This is a genomic window from Prauserella muralis (assembly GCF_003202285.1).
GTDB lineage: Bacteria > Actinomycetota > Actinomycetes > Mycobacteriales > Pseudonocardiaceae > Prauserella_B > Prauserella_B muralis.
Map to the genome: position 1 here is coordinate 178,058 of NZ_MASW01000002.1, position 18,033 is coordinate 196,090.

General features: G+C 72.5%; 18 protein-coding genes. 12 read left to right on the plus strand and 6 right to left on the minus strand.

What is annotated here, in order from left to right; genetic code table 11:
* Positions 1-37 precede the first annotated feature (37 nt).
* The 4 genes from BAY60_RS11890 to BAY60_RS11905 are packed head-to-tail and all read left to right on the plus strand — an operon-like array spanning position 38 to position 5,283.
* A complete protein-coding gene (locus tag BAY60_RS11890; protein WP_112281017.1) occupies positions 38-1,393 on the plus strand; it encodes an MFS transporter in 1,356 nt (451 codons plus the stop codon).
* 44 nt (positions 1,394-1,437) lie between these two features.
* Positions 1,438-2,649 (plus strand): cysteine desulfurase family protein, encoded by a 1,212-nt coding sequence (locus BAY60_RS11895; RefSeq protein WP_112281018.1) that lies wholly within the window; start codon positions 1,438-1,440, stop codon positions 2,647-2,649.
* Positions 2,650-2,652: 3 nt separating this feature from the next.
* Entirely contained in the window at positions 2,653-3,741 is a 1,089-nt protein-coding gene (mnmA, locus tag BAY60_RS11900) for a tRNA 2-thiouridine(34) synthase MnmA (protein ID WP_112281019.1), read from the plus strand.
* 24 nt (positions 3,742-3,765) lie between these two features.
* The gene (locus BAY60_RS11905) at positions 3,766-5,283 is read left to right on the plus strand and encodes an acyl-CoA synthetase (protein ID WP_112281020.1); all 1,518 of its coding nucleotides are present in this window, start codon (positions 3,766-3,768) and stop codon (positions 5,281-5,283) included.
* A 126-nt stretch (positions 5,284-5,409) separates the two neighbouring features.
* Here BAY60_RS11905 and BAY60_RS37055 read toward each other — a convergent pair whose 3' ends face one another.
* From BAY60_RS37055 to BAY60_RS11920, 4 genes are all read right to left on the minus strand, one after another.
* The gene (locus tag BAY60_RS37055; protein WP_170160387.1) at positions 5,410-5,568 is read right to left on the minus strand and encodes a PIN domain-containing protein; all 159 of its coding nucleotides are present in this window, start codon (positions 5,566-5,568) and stop codon (positions 5,410-5,412) included.
* On the minus strand, positions 5,565-5,840 hold the full coding sequence (locus BAY60_RS11910; RefSeq protein ID WP_146771001.1) for a PIN domain-containing protein: 276 nt from the start codon (positions 5,838-5,840) through the stop codon (positions 5,565-5,567). Before BAY60_RS11910 ends, BAY60_RS37055 begins: the two co-directional genes overlap by 4 nt.
* Positions 5,841-5,946: 106 nt before the next feature.
* On the minus strand, positions 5,947-6,987 hold the full coding sequence (locus BAY60_RS11915; protein ID WP_112281022.1) for an MBL fold metallo-hydrolase: 1,041 nt from the start codon (positions 6,985-6,987) through the stop codon (positions 5,947-5,949).
* Between the two features lie 96 nt (positions 6,988-7,083).
* Positions 7,084-7,917: a nitrilase-related carbon-nitrogen hydrolase gene (locus BAY60_RS11920; RefSeq protein WP_112281023.1), complete on the minus strand. Its 834-nt coding sequence runs from the start codon at positions 7,915-7,917 to the stop codon at positions 7,084-7,086.
* A 132-nt stretch (positions 7,918-8,049) separates the two neighbouring features.
* On the opposite strand from BAY60_RS11920, the gene BAY60_RS11925 reads away from it, so the two are divergent.
* Genes BAY60_RS11925 through BAY60_RS11940 form a run of 4 tightly spaced genes read left to right on the plus strand, consistent with a single transcriptional unit; the run spans position 8,050 to position 12,465 of the window.
* The gene (locus BAY60_RS11925) at positions 8,050-9,087 is read left to right on the plus strand and encodes a uroporphyrinogen decarboxylase/cobalamine-independent methonine synthase family protein (protein ID WP_112281024.1); all 1,038 of its coding nucleotides are present in this window, start codon (positions 8,050-8,052) and stop codon (positions 9,085-9,087) included.
* A gap of 9 nt (positions 9,088-9,096) precedes the next feature.
* Positions 9,097-9,795, plus strand: coding sequence for a CBS domain-containing protein (locus BAY60_RS11930; protein ID WP_112281025.1), 699 nt, complete (start codon positions 9,097-9,099; stop codon positions 9,793-9,795).
* An 11-nt stretch (positions 9,796-9,806) separates the two neighbouring features.
* On the plus strand, positions 9,807-11,948 hold the full coding sequence (gene ligA, locus BAY60_RS11935; RefSeq protein ID WP_112281026.1) for an NAD-dependent DNA ligase LigA: 2,142 nt from the start codon (positions 9,807-9,809) through the stop codon (positions 11,946-11,948).
* Complete coding sequence (locus BAY60_RS11940; RefSeq protein WP_112281027.1) at positions 11,941-12,465, plus strand: GNAT family N-acetyltransferase; 525 nt, start codon at positions 11,941-11,943, stop codon at positions 12,463-12,465. Before ligA ends, BAY60_RS11940 begins: the two co-directional genes overlap by 8 nt.
* On the opposite strand, the gene BAY60_RS11945 is transcribed toward BAY60_RS11940, so the two are convergent.
* Both BAY60_RS11945 and BAY60_RS11950 read right to left on the minus strand, forming a co-directional pair.
* Positions 12,375-13,061: a hypothetical protein gene (locus BAY60_RS11945; protein WP_245992457.1), complete on the minus strand. Its 687-nt coding sequence runs from the start codon at positions 13,059-13,061 to the stop codon at positions 12,375-12,377. The genes BAY60_RS11940 and BAY60_RS11945 overlap by 91 nt on opposite strands.
* Before the next feature lie 31 nt (positions 13,062-13,092).
* Positions 13,093-13,746, minus strand: coding sequence for an ACT domain-containing protein (locus BAY60_RS11950; protein WP_112282323.1), 654 nt, complete (start codon positions 13,744-13,746; stop codon positions 13,093-13,095).
* 340 nt (positions 13,747-14,086) lie between these two features.
* On the opposite strand from BAY60_RS11950, the gene gatC reads away from it, so the two are divergent.
* Genes gatC through BAY60_RS11970 form a run of 4 tightly spaced genes read left to right on the plus strand, consistent with a single transcriptional unit; the run spans position 14,087 to position 17,963 of the window.
* Positions 14,087-14,386, plus strand: coding sequence for an Asp-tRNA(Asn)/Glu-tRNA(Gln) amidotransferase subunit GatC (gatC, locus tag BAY60_RS11955; RefSeq protein WP_112281028.1), 300 nt, complete (start codon positions 14,087-14,089; stop codon positions 14,384-14,386).
* Complete coding sequence (gene gatA, locus BAY60_RS11960; RefSeq protein WP_112281029.1) at positions 14,383-15,888, plus strand: Asp-tRNA(Asn)/Glu-tRNA(Gln) amidotransferase subunit GatA; 1,506 nt, start codon at positions 14,383-14,385, stop codon at positions 15,886-15,888. Before gatC ends, gatA begins: the two co-directional genes overlap by 4 nt.
* Before the next feature lie 34 nt (positions 15,889-15,922).
* A complete protein-coding gene (gatB, locus tag BAY60_RS11965) occupies positions 15,923-17,428 on the plus strand; it encodes an Asp-tRNA(Asn)/Glu-tRNA(Gln) amidotransferase subunit GatB (RefSeq protein ID WP_112281030.1) in 1,506 nt (501 codons plus the stop codon).
* Positions 17,429-17,435: 7 nt separating this feature from the next.
* Entirely contained in the window at positions 17,436-17,963 is a 528-nt protein-coding gene (locus tag BAY60_RS11970; RefSeq protein ID WP_112281031.1) for a hypothetical protein, read from the plus strand.
* Positions 17,964-18,033: the final 70 nt, after the last annotated feature.

Below are 18,033 nucleotides of genomic sequence, written 5' to 3' on the forward strand. Positions count from 1 at the left end.
TGGACCTCCACCGCACTCGAAGGTGCAGGTTGGGGGTATGGCCCAGACAGTGGAGCCCCGCCGAGGGGTGTTGTGGACGCCGGAACACCGCACCACCACGGCGGGGCTCCTGCTCGTCATCACGCTGATCGCCTTCGAGAACCTGGGCGTCGCCACGGCGATGCCGACGATGGTCGCCGACCTCGGCGGCGGCGCCCTCTACTCGTGGCCGTTCACCGCGTTCCTCGTCGCCAGCGTCGTGGCGACGGTCCTGTCCGGCCGGATCTGCGACCGTCGTGGGCCTGTGCCGTCGCTGCTTGCCGGGCCCGCGCTCTTCCTCGCAGGCCTGCTGGTGGCCGGGCTGGCGCAGGACATGGCGCTGCTGCTGGCGGGCCGGTTCCTGCAGGGACTCGGCACCGGCACCCTGCTCGTGGCCACCCAGCTGCTCGTCGCCGCCGTCTACACCGACCGCGAACGGCCCGTCCTCTACGCCGCCACCGCCGCGGCCTGGGTGCTGCCCGCCGTGGTCGGGCCCTCGATCGCCGGGCTGGTCACCGAGCACCTGGGGTGGCGGTGGGTGTTTCTCGGCCTGGTGCCGCTCGTGCCCGTGGGCGTCGCGATGCTCGCGCCGGTGCTGCGCGGCCTGGCCGGGCGCCCGCAGGGCCGCCCGGAGGTCAGCGCGAGCGTGCCCGCCGCCGTGGCGGCGGCAATCGGTGTGGCGGTGCTGACCTGGGCCGCGCAGCATCCGTCCCCCCTCGCGCTGGGCTACGGCGTCGCCGGTCTCGCCGCGCTCGCGCTCGCCCTGCGCAGGCTGCTGCCCCCGGGCACCGTCACCGCCCGGCCCGGTGTGCCGGCCGTCGTGGCCTGCCGGGCGCTGCTCGCCGGGACGTTCGCGGCGCTGGAGGCCTACCTGCCGCTGACCATGACGGCCGTGCACGGCTACGGCCCCGCACAGGCGGGCCTTCCGCTGACGGTGACGGCGCTGAGCTGGTCGGCCGCCTCGGCCGTGCAGGGCAGGCACCCGGACTGGCGCAGGGAGACGCTCGTGCGCGCGGGCTTCGTGCTGGTCGGTGCCGCGTTGCTGCTGTTCGCGGTGGTGTCGCAGCCGTGGAGCCCCGGCTGGCCGGCGTTCGTGGCCGCGGCCGTCGGCGGGGCCGGGATGGGCGTGGCGTTCCCGTCGCTGTCGGTGCTGCTCCTGCGCCACTCGCCCGAGGCGGAGCGCGGGTTCAACACCGCGGCGCTGCAGCTCGGCGACTGGGTCACCTCGGCGCTGGCGATCGGCTTCGGCGGCGTGCTGCTGGGCGTGCTGGCCTCGGCGAGCAGGCCCGGACCGGCCGTCGCCGTGCTGGCCCTGACGTTCGCGGGCGTCGCGGTGCTCGGGGCGCTGGCGGCCGGGCGCCGCCCGCGTGACTAGTGCCGCAGTGACGGCCGCGGGGCGCCGACTACCCTGGTAAGGCGATGACCTATCTCGACCATGCCGCCACGACGCCGATGCTTCCCGAAGCGGTCGCGGCGATGAGCGAAGCGCTGTCCACCGTGGGCAACGCTTCCTCGTTGCATTCGTCGGGGCGCAGGGCCCGGCGGGTGGTCGAGGAGGCCCGCGAGGCGGTCGCCGAGGCACTGGGTGCCCGGCCGTCCGAGGTGATCTTCACCGCGGGTGGCACGGAGAGCGACAACCTCGCCGTCAAGGGCATCTACTGGGCCCGCAGGAACGCCGACCCGGCGCGGCGCCGCGTGCTGGCGAGCGCCGTGGAGCACCACGCCGTGCTGGACGCCGTGCAGTGGCTCGCCGACCATGCCGGCGCCGAGGTGACGTGGCTGGAGGTCGACGCCCACGGCCGGGTGCGGCCGGAGACCCTGCGCGAGGCCATCGACGCGAACCCGGACGACGTGGCGCTGGCCACCGTCATGTGGGCCAACAACGAGGTCGGCACCGTCAACCCGGTGCCGGAACTGGCGGGTGTCTGCGCCGAGCACGGCATCCCGCTGCACAGCGACGCGGTGCAGGCGGTCGGCGCCGTGGACGTCGGCTTCGCCGCCAGTGGCGCGAACGCGCTCACCCTCACCGGGCACAAGATCGGCGGGCCCTACGGCGTCGGTGCGCTGCTGCTCGACCGCGACACCCCGTGCGTGCCGCTGCTGCACGGCGGCGGCCAGGAGCGCGAGGTGCGCTCCGGGACGCTGGACGTGCCCGCCATCCACGCCTTCGCCACCGCCGTGCGCACGAGCGTGCGCGAACGGCCCGCCACCGCCGAGGCCGTGGCCAAGCTGCGGGACGAGCTGATCGTGGCGGTGCAGCAGGAGGTGCCCGACGCCGTGCTCAACGGCGAGGCCCCGGGCTCGGACGGCAGGCTGCCCGGCATCGCCCACTTCACCTTCCCCGGCTGCGCGGGCGACAGCCTGCTGATGCTGCTCGACGCCAAGGGCATCGAGTGCTCCACCGGTTCGGCGTGCACGGCGGGTGTCGCCGAACCCAGCCACGTCCTGCTGGCCATGGGCGCCGACGCCGCGTCCGCACGCGGCTCGCTGCGGTTCTCGCTGGGACACACGTCCACCCGTGACGACGTGGACGCGCTCGCCCGCGAGCTGGGCGGCGTCGTGGAACGGGCCCGGCAGGCGGGCCTGGCGGGGATGCGCAAGAACGGCAGGCAGCAGCAGGAGGAGGTGTAACCGATGCGCGTACTGGCCGCGATGAGCGGGGGAGTGGACTCGGCGGTGGCCGCCGCGCGCGCGGTGGAGGCCGGACACGACGTGGTGGGGGTGCACCTGGCGCTGTCGGCCAAGCCCGGCACGCTGCGCACCGGCTCCCGCGGATGCTGCACGGTCGAGGACTCGCGCGACGCGCGCCGTGCCGCGGACATCCTCGGCATCCCGTTCTACGTGTGGGACTTCGCCGAGCGGTTCACCGAGGAGGTCGTGGAGACCTTCGTCGGCGAGTACGCCGCGGGCCGCACCCCGAATCCCTGCGTCACCTGCAACGAGAAGATCAAGTTCGAGGCCCTGCTCGACAAGGCCATGGCGCTCGGCTTCGACGCCGTGTGCACCGGACACTACGCGCGCCTGTCCGTTGTGGACGGTGTGCCGGAGCTGCGGCGCAGCGCCGACGAGGACAAGGACCAGTCCTACGTGCTGGCCTCGCTGACACCGGAGCAGCTGCGGCACGCGATGTTCCCGCTGGGCGGCTCGCGCAAGCCGGACGTGCGGGCGGAGGCGGCCGAGCGGGAGCTCGCCGTGGCGGGCAAGCCCGACAGCCACGACATCTGCTTCATCCCGGACGGCGACACGCGCTCGTTTCTGGAGTCGCGGCTGGGCGAGCGGCCCGGCGACCTGGTGGACGCCGAGACCGGCGCCGTGCTGGGCAGGCACTCCGGCGTTCACGGCTTCACCGTGGGCCAGCGCAAGGGACTCGGCATCGACGCCCCCGCCGCCGACGGCAGGCCGCGCTACGTGCTGGCGCTGGAGCCGGTGTCGGGGGCCGTCAAGGTCGGCCCCGCGGAACGCCTCGCCGTCCAGCGGATCGAGGCCGACCGGCCGATCTGGCCCGCCGGGCCGCTGGCCGGGCCCACCGAGTGCCTGGTGCAGGTGCGCGCGCATGGCGGCACCGCGCCCGCCGTGGCGGAGGCCGTCGACGGTGGCGTGTCCGTTCAGCTGCGCGAGCCGCTGCGCGGCGTGGCACCGGGGCAGGTGGTCGTGCTCTACCGGCCGGACGCCGAGGCTGGCGACCTCGTGCTCGGGAGTGCGAAGATCTCGTCCACGGCGTAACCGGCGATCGCCGCGGGAGGTTCGATGACGAGCACGGTCCGGTCCAGCACGGTCTCCGACGTTCTGCGGCGCAGCGCGGCGAGGACACCGCAGCGCACCGCCCTGCGCTTCGCCGGGCGCGAGTGGACCTATGCCGAGCTGGACGCCGCGGTGAGCAGGGCCGCGGCTCACCTGCTGTCGCTGGGGCTCGCCAAGGGCGACCGGGTGGCCGCCTATGGCAAGAACTCCGACGCCTACCTGATCGGCTTCCTCGCGTGCGCGCGGGCGGGGCTGGTGCACGTGCCGCTGAACTACAACCTCACCGGCGAGGAGCTGCGCTACCTCGTCGAGCAGTCCGGCAGCACGGTGGCGCTCGCCGACCCGGCGCTGCGCGGGGAGCTCGACGCGCTGGCGCTGCCGCTGAAGCAGGTGCTGCCGTTGCGGGACGCCGACGGCTCGGTGCTGGCGGTGGCGAGCGCGGGAGAGGTGCCCGCCGTGGACGTCGAGGTGGCCGAGACCGACCTGGTGCAGCTGCTCTACACGTCCGGCACCACGTCGCGGCCCAAGGGCGCGATGATGACGCACCGCGCGCTGGTGCACGAGTACCTGTCGTGCGTGGTCGGGCTGGACCTCACCGAGCACGACCACCCGCTGCACGTGATGCCGCTGTACCACTCGGCGCAGATGCACGTGTTCCTGCTGCCGTGGCTGGCCGTCGGCGCGGTGAACACCCTGCTGGAGACGCCCGACCCCGCGGAGATCCTGCGCCGGATTGGCGAGGACGGCCACGGCGCGTTCTTCGCCGCGCCGACGCTGTGGGTGGCGCTGGCCAACCACGCCGACTTCGGAGCCAGGGACCTGTCCTCGCTGCGCAAGGCGTACTACGGTGCGTCGATCATGCCCGGCCCGGTGCTGGACCGGCTGCGCGAGGCGATGCCGCGGCTGGGCTTCTACAACTGCTTCGGGCAGTCGGAGATCGGCCCGCTGGCCACGATCCTGCGGCCGGAGGAGCACGAGCAGCGTCCCGACTCGGCGGGCAGGCCCGCGCTGTTCGTGGAGCTGCGCGTCGTGGACCCCGACGGCAACGACGTCGCGCCCGGCGAGCAGGGCGAGGTCGTCTACCGCTCGCCGCAGCTGTGCGAGGGCTACTGGGACAAGCCGGAGGAGACCGAGGAGGCCTTCCGGGGCGGCTGGTTCCACTCGGGCGACCTCGTGCGGATCGACGAGGAGGGCTACATCTACGTCGTCGACCGCATCAAGGACGTGATCAACACCGGTGGCGTGCTCGTGGCGTCGCGGGAGGTCGAGGACGCGCTCTACACGCACCCGGCGGTCGGCGAGGTGGCCGTGGTGGGCCTTGCCGACGAGAAGTGGATCGAGGCCATCACCGCCGTCGTGGTGCCGAAGGGCGAGGTGAGCGAGCAGGACCTGCTTGGCCACGTCAAGGGCAGGCTTGCGTCGTTCAAGGTGCCCAAGTCGGTGCGCTTCGTCGACGACCTGCCCCGCAACGCCTCCGGCAAGATCCTCAAACGCGAACTCCGGGACCGCTTCACCACCGGCTAGAAGCTCCCCAATGCCACATTCGTCACGTTGAGTGGAGCGAATGCGGCATTCGCTCCATCCAGTGGAGCGAATGCCACATTGGGGAGCTTCAGATCGTGGTGCCGAGCGCCCGGTGCTGATTCGCGGTCACGGGTCGACGAGCAGGGTACGGACGCTGACGGACGGATACCGGCGGGCGAACCCGGTGTCCAGGGTGACCAGTTCCAGCTCGGACGTCTGGGCGAAGGCGGCCAGATAGTCGTCGGTCCACAGCTTGTGACTGTTGTCCTCCCGTGCCGAGATCACGCGCCAGACCTGTTCCACCTGCATGGGTTCGGCCACCCAGCGCACGCGGTCGTCGCCCCGAGCTGGTCGATCACTCGCCACGCTTCGGAGCGGGCGAGCGCGTCCGGCCCCAGGACGGCCGGATTGGACAGCAGTCGCAGCAGGTTCAGCTGCGTGACCCGGCACAACAGGAGATCGCCGGTCTGCTCGTCGAACCATGCCGCCACCCGGGGATGATGCGCGTGCCGTGCCCAGACGGCGGCCAGCCAGACGCCGACGTCGAGTAACATCACCGGCTGCCGTGCTTCTCGGCGTCCTCAGCCGCGAAGATCGCCTCGATGCCGGCGTTGGTGATGTCGACTGTGCCGGTTTCAGCGCTGCCGACGAGGGGCAGCCGCGTCAGGTGGCGTAGTGCCGCACGCCGTCGGTCTCGGCGGCGGTGAGCCTGCCCTGCTCCACGAGCAGGTCCAGGTGCGCGCCGGTCTCCAGGACCGCGAGCATCTGGTTGAACACGTCCAGCTCGGCCAGCGCCCGGCCCCGGCGGGTCCACGTGAGCCGCAGCGCCGTCTCGTAGGCGGTCCGCGCTCCGGCCGCGACCTGCTCACCGATCTCGGCCAGCCGTGTCTCGTGGTGGGCCAGCAACTCGTCCACCCTGGCGTGCACGCTCGGCGACACCGCGCCGTGCGCGGGCAGCAGCCGCCGGTCCGGGCGCTGCCGCACCAGCCGCAGCGACCCGAGGTACTCGCGCAGCGGCGACTCCGACGGCGCGGGCTGGAACCCGATCGACGGCGTGATGTGCGGCAGCACGTGGTCGCCGGAGAACAGCAGACCGCCCTCGGCGTCGTCGAACACGACGTGACCGACCGTGTGCCCCGGCGTGGGCACGACCTCGAGCCGCCTGCCGGGCAGCACCGTGCGCGTGCCTTCGGTGAGCCACTCGTCCGGGTCCTCCCAGAAGCTCTCGTCCGTGGCGGGACGCCAGTCGGCGAAGGCCCTGACCAGCTCGTCGAGCACGGGCTGCGCTCCGGCCTGCCGCAGCAGGCGCAGCTGTGCACGCATCGGCCGCGTTCCCGGCGTGGCGCTGGCCCGCAGCGACGGCTCCTCGGCGAGCCCGAGCGCGATCCGCCCGCCGAACTTGCGGCGCAGCGCCACCGCGAGCGTGTAGTGGTCGCGGTGCACGTGCGTGACCAGGAACTGGCTGACGTCGCCGAGCGCCGCACCGATGCCGCCCAGCGCCCGCTCCAGCTGCGTGTGTGCTTCCTCCAGCGCCCAGCCGGAGTCGATGAGCACGAGCGAGTCGCCGTCGGTGAGCGCGTAGACGTTCACCGCCCGCAGCGCGTCGTGGGGCAGGGGCAGCGGGATGCGGTACACGCCGGGCGCCACCGTGTACACGCCGGGCTCGGCCCAGTGGCTGCTGTTGTCGTCGTCGACCGGTTCCATCTCCCGATCAGAGCAGCTTTCGCACTCCCGCAGGGAGCCCGGTGAGACGCACGTCACTGAACGGTCGCTTAGTCAGCGTGGCCGCGACGCGCTCGGTCAGTCGCTGCCGCTCTCGGTGATGAGCCGCTCCAGCTCCCGGCGCAGCAGACCGAGCCTGGCATCAGCCAGCAGCGGCATCTCCCGCCTGCGCCTGCGCACCGCCGAGGGATCGATGTCGACGATGGTCAGCGACTCCTCCCACGTCGGGGCGGTCGCCACCGCCGAGCCCCACGGGTCGATCACGCGGGAGCCGCCCCAGAAACGCACGCCCGCCTCGTCGCCGACCCGGTTGACGTAGACGACCCAGCACTGCTGCATGCGCGCGGTGAACGTGAGCAGGTCGTGCCAGTACTCGGCGGGGTCGAACGAACCGCCGGTGAGTTTCGCGGCGCTGTTCGCAGGCACGATCATCAGCTCGGCGCCGTCCTGGGCGGCGAGCCATGGCAGCATCGGCTGCCAGGCGTCGTTGCAGATCAGCGTCGCGAACCGGCCGTGCTTGGTCTCGAAGGCCCGCATGTGCTGGCCGGGGCTGGCGTGCTTGCGCTCCTCCCAGATGAGGTAGTTGGGCAGGTAGAGCTTGCGGTGGTTGTGCACCAGCTGGCCGTTCGACAGGTACAGCGCCGAGTTGTGCCTGCGGATGCGGCCGTCCTCCAGCAGCCCGATGACCACGTCCGGGCCGTGCCGGGACAGGTCGGCGAGACGCGGATCGTCGGGCCACAGCGAGATGTCGTCGGCGAGCTGGCCGAGCGCGTAGCCGGTGAGGCTCAGCTCGGGAAAGACCACCAGGTCGGCGTCCTCCGTCGCGGCGTCCTTGATGAGGCGCTCGGTATCGGCCAGATTCCCGTCCACGTCGCCGAGCCGGCAGTCGGTCTGCGCGAGTGCCACTCTCATGCGTCTCACCTCCCTAGTACCCAGCGGATTCGATGGCTACGACGGTACGGGACGCGTGCCAGGGGAGGCGAGGCGTGAGGATCGCGCCGCCCCAGCGTTCATCCAGCGGTAACAGGGGGAACAATCAGCACCGTGAACGAGCGACTCTGGCCCAGCGGCGCGGCCACCGCCATCGGCTCCATGCCGGGTACCGACGCGGCCGAGGCCGCCGCCGTGGTACTCGGTGAGTTGCCCGAGCTGCCGTACCTGCCCGAGCTGCCCGGCCGTGGCCTCGGCGCCGATCTCGTCGGCCGGACGGCGGGCCTGCTGGTGGACCTCGCCGTCGAGGAGGTGCCCAGCGGTTACCGCGTGGCGGCGCGGCCCGGCAGGCACCACCGGAGGGCGGTGGACCTGCTGCGCTGGGACGTCGACGCCTTCGCCGAGGCGGCCGACCGCGCGGGCGCCAGGCCCGCGGTGGTGAAAACCCAGGCCGCCGGGCCGTGGACGCTGGCAGCCCACGTCGAGCTGGCCCGCGGGCACCGGGTGCTCACCGACCACGGCGCCGTGCACGATTTCGCCTCGTCGCTGGTCGAAGGTCTCGCCGCGCACGTCGCCGAGCTGGCGGAGCGCACCGGCGCCCGGGTGGTGGTGCAGCTCGACGAGCCGGCCCTGCCCGACGTGCTCGCCGGGTCGCTGTCCACCGCCTCCGGCTACGGCACCGTCGACGCGGTTCCCGCCCCCGAGGCGCGCACCCTGCTCGCCGACGTCATCGACGCCGTCGGCAAGAGCACCGGCACCCCGGTGATCGTGCACTGCTGCGCGACCCGTCCGCCGGTGTCGCTGCTGCGCGCGGCGGGCGCCGGGGCGCTGGCCTTGGACGCGACCCTGCTCGACGGTGCACCCGGCAGCCTGCTGGACGAACTCGGCGAGGCGTGGGACGCGGGCACGGAACTGCTGCTGGGCCTGGTGCCCGCCGAGGCGCCTGCCGTGCCGCCGGAGCTGCGCGACGTGGCCGGGCCCGCGCTGCGCCTGGTCGACCGCCTCGGCTTCAACCGCTCGATCCTCGCCGAGCGCGCCCTGCCCACGCCGGCCTGCGGGCTGGCGGGCGCGACGAACGAGTGGCTGCGCACGGCACTGTCGCTGACTCGCGATCTGGGCAAAGCGTTCCTGGAGCCTCCTGAGGGCTGGTAGGAGTGGGGAATGCGATGGTTCCGGCGTTCCCGCAGCACCGACCCCCGTGACGCGCCCGATCCGAGGACGCCGTGGCCCGAGCAGGACGTGCCCGCCGACCCCGAGGCCGCCGCGGAAGCGTTCTGGCGCCGCTGGCGGGAACTGCTGCCGGACATCAGCGCCGCACTCGGCGAGGGCGAGCCGCAGCGGGCCGAGACGTTGCTGTGTGAGGAGGTCGCGCGGCTGCACCCGGACCTGCAGTTCTCCCTCGACCGCGGGCAGCGCTCGATCTACGCCCTGGTCGTGTCCGGCCAGGAGGACCCGGCGCTGCGCCCCTACACCGACGCCTGGAAGGCCGCCGCGCCGCCCGACGACGCCATCTGGGAGTACCACGACTCGGTGCCGCCGGTGCCGGACCCGACCGAGGTCACCGTCAACCTCGCCGGGCACCGCATCGCGCTCGCCGACGTCCGGGTCGTCGCCCAGGTGGATGAGATCGAGCGCGTGGTGGACGTGGCCGTGCACCACCCCGGGCTGGCGGAGCTGGAGGAGCCCGCGCGCGCCGCGATGACGTTCCTGCCGCTGGACGCCACGCTCGGCGAGCGGCTCGCCGCCGAACGGCTGCGCCGTGTCGAGACGGCCGTGGCCGAGCCGGACGGCACCATCGGGCTGCTGGAACTGCGCGACCTCGTCCGGGAGCTGGCGGGCGATGTCGGTGGTCCTGACTAGGGTATGGGGCTGTGAGCAGCGAGGACTACGCAGCGGGACAGGTCGCCGAGGACATCAAGGACGTCCCTGCGGACGTGCGGGAGCGCCATGGCGCGCTCGCCGAGGAGGTCCGGGGGCACCAGTTCCGGTACTACGTGCTGGACGCACCCACCATCTCCGACGGCGAGTTCGACCGGCTCCTGCGTGAACTGGAGCGGCTGGAGGCCGAGCATCCCGGCCTGGTGTCGCCGGACTCGCCGACCCAGAACGTCGGCGGCATGTTCTCCACCGAGTTCACCGCGCACGACCACCTCGAACGCATGCTCAGCCTCGACAACGCGTTCGACCTCGAGGAGCTGCGCGCCTGGGTGGACCGTGTGGAACGCGAGGTCGGCGGCCAGACGCGCTACCTGTGCGAGCTGAAGATCGACGGCCTGGCCGTCAACCTGCTCTACGAGAAGGGCAGGCTCACCCGCGCGCTCACCCGCGGCGACGGCCGCACCGGCGAGGACGTCACGCTCAACGTGCGCGCCCTGCAGGACGTGCCCGACCGGCTCACCCCGAGCGACGAGTTCGGCATCCCCGACCTGATCGAGATCCGCGGCGAGGTGTACTACCGCGTCAGCGAGTTCGCCGAGCTGAACGCCCGGCTGGTAGAGGCCGGCAAGCCACCGTTCGCCAACCCGCGCAACGCGGCGGCCGGCTCGCTGCGCCAGAAGGACCCGAAGGTCACCCGCTCGCGGCCGCTGCGGCTGCTGTGCCACGGCCTGGGCAAGCGCACCGGCTTCGAGCCCGAGCGCCAGTCCGAGGCCTACGACGCGCTGGCCGCGTGGGGCATGCCCGTCTCGCCGTACAGCAAGGTCATCGACACCATCGATGGGCTCATCGAGCACATCGAGTACTGGGGCGAGCACCGGCACGACGCCGAGTACGAGATCGACGGCGTGGTCATCAAGGTCGACCAGGTGTCGCTGCAGCGCAGGCTCGGCGCCACCTCACGAGCACCCCGGTGGGCCATCGCCTACAAGTACCCGCCGGAGGAGGCCAACACCACGCTGCTCGACATCCGCGTCAACGTCGGGCGGACCGGCCGCGTCACCCCGTACGCGGTGATGGAGCCGGTCAAGGTCGCGGGCTCCACGGTCGCGATGGCGACGCTGCACAACGCCGCCGAGGTCAAGCGCAAGGGCGTGCTGATCGGCGACCGCGTGGTGATCCGCAAGGCGGGCGACGTGATCCCCGAGGTGCTCGGCCCCGTGGTGGACGTCCGCGACGGCTCCGAGCGGGAGTTCGTCATGCCCTCGCACTGCCCGGAGTGCGGCACGCGCCTGGCCTACGAGAAGGAGGGCGACGCCGACATCCGCTGCCCCAACGCCCGCTCCTGCCCCGCGCAGCTGCGGGAGCGGCTGTTCCATCTCGCCGGGCGCGGTGCCTTCGACATCGAGGTGCTCGGCTGGGAGGCCGCGGGTGCGTTGCTGCAGTCGGACGTCCTCACCGACGAGGGCGACGTCTTCGACCTGGACGAGGAGAAGCTGCGCCAGGTGGACCTGTTCGTCACCAAGGCGGGCGAGCTCTCCGCCAACGGGCAGCGCCTGCTGGCCAACCTCGACTCGGCCAAGGACCGGCCACTGTGGAAGGTGCTGGTGGGCCTGTCGATCCGGCACGTGGGCCCCACCGCGGCGCAGGCGCTGGCCAGGGAGTTCGGCTCCGTCGAGCGCATCGACAGCGCGAGCGAGGAGGAGCTGGCCGACGTCGATGGCGTGGGCCCCACCATCGCCGCCGCCGTGCGCGAATGGTTCGCCGTGGACTGGCACCGCGAGATCGTCGAGAAGTGGCGCCGTGCCGGCGTGCGCATGGCCGAGGAGCGCGACACCTCCATCCCGCGTCACCTCGAAGGGCTCTCGATCGTCGTCACCGGCTCGCTGGAAACCTTCTCGCGCGACGAGGCCAAGGAGGCCATCATGGCTCGCGGCGGCAAGGCGGCGGGCTCGGTCTCCAAGAAGACGGCCTTCGTGGTGGTCGGCGACGCCCCCGGCTCCAAGTACGACAAGGCGGTGCAGCTCAAGGTGCCGGTGCTGGACGAGGACGGCTTCCGTGTGCTGCTCGACCGCGGCCCCGACGCCGCCAGGGAGCTCGCGGAGGTCGCTGGGGAGAACGAGGAGAAGGATGGCTGACAGCGAGGTCACCGAGGTCGCTGAGGTCACGGACATCCGGGTCCGCCCGGCTGAGCCGGGGGAGCTGGAGCAGCTCGGCGAGCTGACCTACGCGGCCTACGCCGACGACTGCCTCCTCGACCACGAACCGTACGGCGACGAGCTGCGCGCCGCCGCACGCCGCGCCGAGCATGCCGAGCTGCTGGCCGCCGTCGACGCCGACGGTCGCCTGCTCGGCACCGTGACGGTTGTGCTGCCCGGCACGCCGTATGCCGAACTGGCACGGGAGGGTGAGCTGGAGTTCCGGATGCTGGCCGTCGCACGGCACGCCAGGGGCCGGGGCGTCGGCGCGGCGCTGACCAGGGCGGTGCTCGACCGCGCACGTGCGCTCGGCGCCGCCAGGGTGGTGCTGTGCAGCATGCGGACGATGCGCGCCGCGCACCGCCTCTACGAGCGCCTGGGCTTCGCGCGGGTGCCCGAGCGGGACTGGACGCCGGTGCCGGGCATCACGCTCATCGCCTTCGCCCGCGACCTGTAACGCCGCACGACGGCGATCGCGGCGGCGACGAGCAGCAGCGCGGCCAGGCCGAGCAGCGCGGTGGGCACAGGCCCGACGCCGTTGACGAGCCCGGCCAGGAGCTTCCTGCTGCGGGACTCGGGGTTGGCCAGCACCACCACGACGAACCCGGCCGCCAGCAGGCCCGCACCGGCCAGCAGCCACCGGCCCCGGCGGCCCGCCAGCCCGGCCCTGCGCCGGATCACCCTGGCCGCGCGCAGGATGCGCCCCGCCCGCAGCACGCGCAGCGCGCCCACCGCCAGCAGCAGGCGCAGGATCTGCACCGGGCCCACCACGAACACCACGGCAGGCACCGCGGCTCCGGCCACGAGGACCTGCCAGCGGTAGCGGCGCAGCCAGGTCACGACGCTGCCCGAGAGCCACAGCAGGATCAGCGACTCGCCCAGCAGCACCGCCAGGGACAGCCAGTTGAGCGTCCTGCCGATCACCGCCGTCGTGCCATCGGTGGTGGTGAGGAAGACGGCGGGCACCGACACGAGCGCCGCGACGAGCACGGGGACGCTCAGCGCCTCCTCGATGCGCTCCGCGCGGTCCCGCGGTGCCGGTTGCCCACCCATCACCTGCGAGGTTACGCGGGCAGGCCCGCGTTCAGCCGTCGAGCACGACCGCGACGATGCCCGCGAGGTGGGCCAGTCGCGCGACCTCCGCCGCCCGGAACATCGGGCCACCGGGGCGGCCGACCAGCAGTGCCCGGTCGGGCTTGCCCAGCGGCGTCGCGGCGAGCTCGGTGCCCAGCTCCTGCCAGGTCTCCGGGATCCACGACTCCTCCGAGTCGAGCACCGTGGCCCGCTCCAGCGGCAGCCACGGCATGTCGGTGATGGGCGTCTCCGGCGCGGCGCCCGAGGACGCGACGCGCTCGATACCGCCGTCGGTGTGCTGGACCACCACCGACCAGCCCGCGCGGATGATCTTGGGCACCCCTTCGGCCAGCAGGTCCAGCCCCGAGCTGGGCCGCGCCGCGATCTCCTCCACGAGCTCCAGCTCGCGATGGGTGTCGAGCACGCCCGCGTACGGCCGCACGGCGTCCACCTCGACGCCCTCGACGCTCTCGGCCGCCGTGATCAGCGCGTCCGGCAGCCGACCCGACGGCAGCTCCACGACCAGGTCGTCGATGGCGATGCCGTTGCCGCGCTCGACCACGTCGACGCTCAGGATGTCGGCTCCGGCCATGCCCAGCGCCGTCGCGACGGCTCCGAGCGTGCCCGGGCTGTCCGGCAGCTGGACCCGGATCAGGAAAGACACGGCGAGCCCTCCTCGGTGGTGGTCGGGCAGCACTCCGCGGCATCCCCGCGGCCCGTGCGCGTCTGCGCCAGCTTCCTCACCTCGTTCACCCAGCTCACCGCAGCTTCCAGTGCTTCTTCCGCTCGGGCACTCCCTCCTCGCCGTGGAGCGCGTATGCCGGGCGCTGATTGTGGCAGAACGGCGACGCCAAGTGGAGTCGCCGTCACATGGGCGGCCCCACCACCGGTCCCGCACAACCCGATCGAGAGTGCGCCCGTGCACGCCATAGACTGCCCAGGGGAGCATCCATATCCACAACATCGGTGTAGCGAATCGAGAACACCCTTCCGGAGTCGCCCGCGTGTCGAACATTTCCCGCGACGAGGTCGCGCATCTCGCCAAACTGGCCAGGATGGCCGTCACCGAGGAGGAGCTGGACGTCTTCGCGGGCCAGCTCGACCAGATCCTGGACGCGGTGGCGAAGGTCGGCGAGGTCGCCGCTGACGACATCCCGCCGACGTCGCACGCCGTTCCGCTGACCAACGTGTTCCGTGAGGACGTGGTCCGGCCAGGGCTGACGCAGCAGGAGGCGCTGGCCGGTGCGCCCGCCGCGGAAGAGGGCCGGTTCCGGGTCCCGCGGATTCTGGGGGAAGAGCAGTGACGGACCTGACCAGGCTCACCGCCGCCGAGCTGGCGGCGAAGATCCATGCCCGCGAGGTCACCTCGGTGGAGGTCACGCAGGCCCACCTCGACCGCATCGCCGAGGTCGACGACGCGGTGCACGCGTTCCTGCACGTCGATGCCGAGGGCGCCCTCGAGGCCGCCCGCTCGGTGGACGGCGACCTGGCGGAGGGCAGGCAGCCCGCGTCGCCGATCGCCGGTGTGCCGCTCGCGCTCAAGGACGTGCTGACCACCAAGGGCGTGCCCACGACGTGCGGGTCGAAGACCCTGGAGAACTGGCTGCCGCCGTACGACTCGACGGTGACGCGCAGGCTGCGGAAGGCCGGGGTCGTCATCCTCGGCAAGACGAACATGGACGAGTTCGCGATGGGCTCGTCCACCGAGAACTCGGCGTTCGGGCCGACCCGCAACCCGTGGGACCGTGACCGCATTCCCGGCGGCTCGGGTGGCGGCTCGTCGGCGTCGCTGGCCGCGTTCGAGGCTCCGCTGGCGATCGGCACGGACACCGGCGGCTCGATCCGCCAGCCCGCCTCGGTCACCGGCACCGTCGGGGTCAAGCCCACCTACGGCGGGGTGTCCCGGTACGGGCTCGTGGCGTTCTCGTCGTCGCTCGACCAGGCAGGCCCGTGCGCGCGCACGGTGACCGACGCGGCGCTGCTGCACGAGGCGATCGCCGGGCACGACCCGCTCGACTCGACGTCGGTGAACGTGCCGGTGCCACCGGTGGTCGAGGCCGCGCGGCAGGGCGCCACCGGCGACCTGAAGGGTGTGCGGGTCGGCGTGGTCACCGAGTTCGCGGGCGAGGGCTACCAGCCCGGCGTGCAGCGTTCGTTCGAGGCGGCCGTGGCGCAGCTGCGGGAGCTGGGCGCCGAGGTGGTCGAGGTGTCGTGCCCGCACTTCACCTACGCGCTGCCCGCCTACTACCTGATCGCGCCGAGCGAGTGCTCGTCGAACCTGGCCCGGTTCGATGCCATGCGCTACGGCCTGCGGGTGGCCGACGACGGCGACCACAGCGCCGAGGAGGTCATGTCGCTGACCCGCGAGGCGGGCTTCGGCGCGGAGGTCAAGCGGCGCATCATGCTGGGCACGTACGCGCTGTCGTCGGGCTACTACGACGCCTACTACGGCTCGGCGCAGAAGGTGCGCACGCTCATCACGCGCGACTTCACCGCCGCGTTCGAGCAGGTCGACGTGCTCGTGTCGCCGACGACGCCCACCACGGCGTTCCGCATCGGCGAGCGGGTGGACGACCCGCTGGCGATGTACCTGGCCGACCTGTGCACCATCCCGTCGAACCTGGCTGGCAACGCGGCGATGAGCGTGCCCAGCGGGCTGTCCGAGGACGACGGCCTCCCGGTGGGGCTGCAGATCATGGCGCCCGCGCTGGCCGACGACCGGCTCTACCGGGTCGGCGCCGCCTACGAGGTCGCGCGAGGGCCGCTGCTGGACCGGGTTCCGGAGCTGAAGGGAGTGTCGGCGTGACCGCCGACGTACTTGTTACCGCGGAGGCGGCGAAATGACAGCGGTTGCCGACCTGATGGACTACGCCGAGGTCGTCGAACGGTTCGACCCGGTGCTCGGGCTCGAGGTGCACGTCGAGCTGTCCACGGATACGAAGATGTTCTGCGGCTGCCCCAACCTCTTCGGCGGGGAGCCCAACACGCACGTGTGCCCGACCTGCCTCGGGCTGCCCGGCGCGCTGCCGGTGGTCAACGGCAAGGCCGTGGAGTCGGCGATCCGCATCGGCCTCGCGCTGAACTGCGAGATCGCCGAGTGGTGCCGCTTCGCCCGGAAGAACTACTTCTATCCGGACATGCCGAAGAACTTCCAGACCTCGCAGTACGACGAGCCGATCGCGTTCAACGGTCACCTGGACGTCGTGCTCGACGACGGGGAGGTGGTGCGCGTGGACATCGAGCGCGCCCACATGGAGGAGGACACCGGCAAGTCGCTGCACGTCGGCGGGGCCACCGGCCGCATTCACGGCGCGGAGCACTCGCTGCTCGACTACAACCGCGCCGGAGTGCCGCTCATCGAGATCGTCACCAAGCCCATCGTCGGCATGGGCGCCCGCGCGCCCGAGGTGGCGCGCGCCTACGTCACGGCGCTGCGCGACCTGCTGCGTGCCATGGACGTCTCGGACGTTCGCATGGACCAGGGCTCCCTGCGCTGCGACGCGAACGTGTCGCTGATGCCCAAGGGCGGCTCGGAGTTCGGCACGCGCACCGAGACGAAGAACGTCAACTCGCTGCGCAGCGTCGAGCGGGCCGTGCGCTACGAGATGACCCGGCAGGCCGCGATCCTGGCCGAGGGCGGCACGATCACGCAGGAGACGCGGCACTTCCAGGAGGCCGACGGCAGCACCTCGCCGGGCCGCACCAAGGAGACCGCCGAGGACTACCGCTACTTCCCGGAGCCGGACCTGGTGCCGATCGCGCCGAGCCGCGCGTGGGTGGAGCAACTGCGCGCGACGATCCCGGAGCTGCCGTGGGAACGCCGCAAGCGGATCCAGGCCGAGTGGAACCTCACCGACGAGGAGCTGCGCGACCTCGTCAACACCGGCGCCGCCGACCTGGTGGCCGCGACCGTCGACGCGGGTGCCGAGCCCGGCGAGGCCCGCAGCTGGTGGGTGCAGTACCTGACCCAGCAGGCCAACGCCCGCGAGGTCGAGCTCGCCGACCTGCCGATCGCACCCGCCCAGGTGGCACGGGTCATCGCGCTGGTCAACAGCGGCGAGCTGACGAACAAGCTGGCCCGTGAGGTCGTCCAGGGGGTGCTGGCCGGTGAGGGCGAGCCGGACGAGGTCGTGGAGAAGCGGGGCCTGAAGGTCGTCTCCGACGACTCGGCGCTGCTCGCCGCCGTGGACGAGGCGCTGGCCGCGCAACCGGACGTGGCGGACAAGATCCGGGGCGGCAAGGTGCAGGCCGCGGGCGCGATCGTCGGTGCCGTGATGAAGGCGACCAAGGGACAGGCGGACGCCAAGCGCGTGCGTGAACTGATCCTGGAGCGCGTCGGCGCCTGAGGTACCCATGTCCTCGATCGGTCAGCGTGGTCTGCCCACGTGGCGGGAGTGGCTCGGGCTCGCGGCGGGCCTGCTCGCCGCGGTGTCGCTGTTCCTGCCGTGGACGCGGCTGAGCTCGCCCTCGCCCGAGATCCAGGCCGTGCTGGCCGAGTTGCCCGGCGCCGACGTGTCGCGCTCGGTGTGGGACTCGACGTTCTTCGCGTGGTTCCCGCCACTGCTGATCCTCGCGATCGGGGTCGCGGTCGCCGTGTTCGGCAGGGTGCCGTCGGCGCGCACCGGCGGGCTGCCGCACCTGTGGCTGATCGCCGCCGGGGTGGCGCTCGTGGCGCTGGCGCTGGGCTGGCTGCTCATCGAATGGCAGTTCAGCGGTGAGGCCCGTGCCCTGCTTGCCGAGAGCGGCGTGTCCATCGGCGCCGGTCCCGGCCGGTACCTCGGCCTGGCGGCGGTGCTGGTGTCGCTGGTGGCGGCGGTACTGGACGTGCGCGCCGTCCGTGCCGAGTCCCGTCGCCCCCGCCGCCCCCACACCCGCCGCTGAAGCTCCCCAATGCCACATTTGTTCCACTGGATGGAGCGAATGCGGCATTCGCTCCATCCAGTGGAGCGAA